This window comes from Psychromonas algicola (assembly GCF_004378355.1).
Lineage (GTDB): Bacteria > Pseudomonadota > Gammaproteobacteria > Enterobacterales > Psychromonadaceae > Psychromonas.
In genome coordinates this window covers 1-423 of the sequence record NZ_SNUB01000099.1, presented here as the reverse complement: position 1 = coordinate 423, position 423 = coordinate 1, and the positions used below count along the sequence as shown (strand labels likewise).

The following is a 423-nucleotide window of genomic DNA, read 5'->3' as shown; positions in this document are numbered from 1 at the left end:
AGTTACAGGAAATGATAATGGCTTATCAGTTACAAATTACAACAGCTGAAGGAACTCAAGTATTGCCTTTAAATGGCATTGAAAATGGCAATATTCCAGCCGCCCCTTCTGCGTCTTATACATTGATTGATGAACAAGGTAATCCAGTCATAAAAAACCTTTCATTAACACGTAAAGGCGATAATTTAACCTTAGAAGTTGAAGGTGAATCCGTTGCAAATATTGAAGAATTTTACACTGTCGAGGGCTCTCAATATGTCGTTGATGGTTCGCAATCCCTTATTAATGGTGCAGCTTCCGCCGAAAATATGGTTATCAGCAGCTCTGGTCTTGATGCTAGCGGCAACATTATTGCACAAGGTGCAGTCTGGCAGGCTGAAACTAGTTTTCTAGGGTTAAGTACATTGCAACTTGTAGGAGCAG

At 40.2% G+C, this 423-nt stretch carries 1 protein-coding gene; it reads left to right on the top strand.

Annotated features, from left to right (window positions below; all coding sequences use genetic code 11):
• Nucleotides 1-17 precede the first annotated feature (17 nt).
• Nucleotides 18-423 (top strand): hypothetical protein (locus E2R67_RS16525; protein WP_134292028.1); only part of this gene is annotated, 406 nt, incomplete at its 3' end.